Origin of the sequence: Herbiconiux daphne, assembly GCF_024979295.1 — a bacterium.
Taxonomy (GTDB): Bacteria; Actinomycetota; Actinomycetes; order Actinomycetales; family Microbacteriaceae; genus Herbiconiux; species Herbiconiux daphnes.
Genome location: NZ_JANLCJ010000039.1, coordinates 1 through 2,751, shown reverse-complemented (window position 1 = coordinate 2,751; position 2,751 = coordinate 1). Strand labels below are relative to the sequence as shown.

At 38.1% G+C, this 2,751-nt stretch carries 6 protein-coding genes; all 6 read right to left on the bottom strand.

Annotation, left to right across the window (positions count from 1 at the left end; translation table 11 throughout):
• Positions 1–85 precede the first annotated feature (85 nt).
• On the bottom strand, positions 86–253 hold the full coding sequence (locus tag N1032_RS22435) for a hypothetical protein (protein ID WP_259542508.1): 168 nt from the start codon (positions 251–253) through the stop codon (positions 86–88).
• 13 nt (positions 254–266) lie between these two features.
• A complete protein-coding gene (locus N1032_RS22430; protein WP_259542507.1) occupies positions 267–746 on the bottom strand; it encodes a hypothetical protein in 480 nt (159 codons plus the stop codon).
• A 154-nt stretch (positions 747–900) separates the two neighbouring features.
• Positions 901–1,131 (bottom strand): hypothetical protein, encoded by a 231-nt coding sequence (locus tag N1032_RS22425; protein WP_259542505.1) that lies wholly within the window; start codon positions 1,129–1,131, stop codon positions 901–903.
• A gap of 57 nt (positions 1,132–1,188) precedes the next feature.
• Positions 1,189–1,401 (bottom strand): hypothetical protein, encoded by a 213-nt coding sequence (locus tag N1032_RS22420; protein ID WP_259542503.1) that lies wholly within the window; start codon positions 1,399–1,401, stop codon positions 1,189–1,191.
• A gap of 108 nt (positions 1,402–1,509) precedes the next feature.
• Positions 1,510–1,725, bottom strand: a complete 216-nt coding sequence (locus N1032_RS22415; protein ID WP_259542500.1) for a hypothetical protein — start codon at positions 1,723–1,725, stop codon at positions 1,510–1,512.
• Positions 1,726–2,118: 393 nt separating this feature from the next.
• Positions 2,119–2,454 (bottom strand): hypothetical protein, encoded by a 336-nt coding sequence (locus tag N1032_RS22410; protein ID WP_163638908.1) that lies wholly within the window; start codon positions 2,452–2,454, stop codon positions 2,119–2,121.
• Positions 2,455–2,751: the final 297 nt, after the last annotated feature.

Below are 2,751 nucleotides of genomic sequence, written 5' to 3'. Positions count from 1 at the left end.
CGTTACCGTAGTTTGCAATAACTCTATCAATTGCTTTAGCTGCTGTAGAAGCTGCTTTAGATTTGATTCTTTTTTGTCTTTGTAGTCAGTATTCTACTGCCTTTCCTGATCCTAGATTTCCTCCGCCTGCTTGTGCAAGTGGAATGAATCTCGCCACTGGATTAAGTGATGCTAACACTGTTAGCGCATATGTATCTTGTGCATATGTTGTTTCTTTGATCGCTTCAACGATCTTGTTAAATTCTTTAGCCATCGTTTGGGCCTCCTTATAGGTTTCTTACTCTTTTTTTCGCCAATTCCTCAGCTTTTGTTAGTGGAATTTCTTTTTCCGTGTTGCTTGCAACTACCGGTTTTTTTGGCTCAAGAGCTTTTGGATCAACGACTTTCGGTTTTTGTAGATAAGCTCTCGCTTCTACAGTTTTCTTGAAAGCCTCTTTGATCTCATCATCCGTTGCGTCTTCTTTTAAGCCAGACAGAGCGATGACATCGTTCATTAGATCAACGTTTGCGTTTGTAGGCAATAGTGATTTGAACTTCTCGTTTCTTTTTGTTTCACGATACGGCTTGATTTCTTCAACCATACCATCATAATCTTTTTCTAGTGATGCTTGATAAGCTTCTAGATGTTTTTTCATCTCGGCAATTTCTTCTTTTGTATAAGAATCTTTTTCTTCGAGATTGTAAGTAAATCTTTTCATAAGTAGTTTTCCGCTCCTTAAACGTTTAAGCAAGTTTTCATCTTGCACAATTATTATAACAAATATAAAAAAACCGCCTCGAAATTAACCGATTGCAGTCGTTTTATCCACCATTTTCTTTCCCGTTCAGTGGCATACGTCTATTCCGGATAGTACATATGGATCGTGCGAAATCAAATCGCCGGGCTCTTTGGCTATTTAATTATAGCATATTTTCAAATTCAAGAATAGGAATTTCATCATTGTATATCAATGTTCTGAATGGATAAAGTGAATATTCCATAGAATTTATGAAATCGAAGTCTTTTTCAAGCTTTCCACTTTCATCACGTTGTCTTGATCCTTCTTTTGCTATAGCTTTCTTCAAATCAGCAATCAACTTGATATTTTGCTCATCTATGATGATTTTTCCTTGATTTATCATGATTTGCAAGTAATCTTGCCTATGAAGAATATCTCATTGGCCATGTTTTTGCGCTTTTCCGGTAACTCACTTGCCATCTTGCATAACGGTCAAGTAATTTGCACGGTTTTCATCGACATATAAGAAACCTGTCATATCTTTTTTTGCTATTTTGACAACTTTTTCACGAATTTCATCATTTTTATTGATCAGTTGTTGCTTGTAATAGTCAACCAAGGCGGCTTTATCTCCAAAAGATGCGATTTTGAATTGCTTTCCGACAATAATAACTTCTTTCATTTCATCAAATGGTGATTGTTGGATTATGTGATAGATTGGCGTACCAACAAATCCTCTTCCTTCACGTGTATCAACGTCATAAGCTAATGAGAAGTTCTCAATTCTCGCTCATTTTGGTAGATTTTCAAGTATCTTGTCAGTGTCAGCAAGATTGATTAGTGATAAATCATAAACTTTCTTGTCAGATGTTTCGCCTTCATAAGTCAATCCAAGAAGACGAGCCAATTCAAGCGAGTCGCCTGACGAAATCGCTTCTTGACAACGCTCATAAATCGACATTCCTTCTTCCAAGTGCATCTCAATCAGCTCATATGATATGTTCATCTGTGCGAACTCAACGTGAGACGCCGTAATCGCTTCAAAGCTCGCTTTTGAGACGTTTCTTCAGTCATCCAATGTTTTGATATTGTTTTGCAAAAGAAAGCTCTCTATCAGCCTAATCACTGGATTGGCAAACTTGGTCAATCTGACGTACAAACGATTGATTCTTGGATCAAATCTTGTATCAGTATGGTTATTGATCAAATCTTTAATGAAGAATTCTGCGAATTCGGATTCAGGAAAGAATTCATTGATGTCTTCAATCAGCGGATGTTCCTTATCTCACGCATTCATCGTGAAGTGATATTTCGGCGCTACAACGGGCTTTTTGGAGATCATGGCATATTTACGGTTCGAACGGTTTACCGAGTCCTTAATGGTCTTTAAAGCGGCATTTCATTCGCTTCTTGTTGGCGTCTTACCGGGATCATCAATGAGAACAGGTTCTTCAATTTGGACAAGCCCGAAGAAGCCGTTGTTTGGCGCTTCTATTCCGGCTAGGCCGTTTGCATCATCAAACGAACCATATTCAATTGATTGGTTCTTCGTTTTTTGCGACTTGTTGACCAAACGATACGACTTATTGATACCAGCTTCATAATCAACGGTTTCATATCCTAATGATTTAACTTCAAGATTGATGTTGTTTAAAGCATTGTGCAAACGAGCAACACCACCAAGCTTGTATTTCTTCAAATCAAGCCCGTAGGCGTCTTTGTTTGTTTCTATCATAGTTCTTTTACGAACGATGACTGGCCTCGATTTACCGGCGTCTTTCGCACCAACTCAGACCGTTTCGGCTGCAGTGTGATCAAGAATGTCAATCTTGTCTTGGCTAATCAGCTTAATTTCATCGGCTTGCGTTCACTGTTTTCCTTTACTTGCCTTCTTTTTTGTGGCAATCACTTTGGATTCCTCCACCAACTCTTGCCTGATCTTGTCTAACTGTTCTTGTTTTTCCATACCAAAATCATAGCAAAATAGCATAAACATCTTCAAAACGTAACCTGTGTAACCTGAGTGTAACCT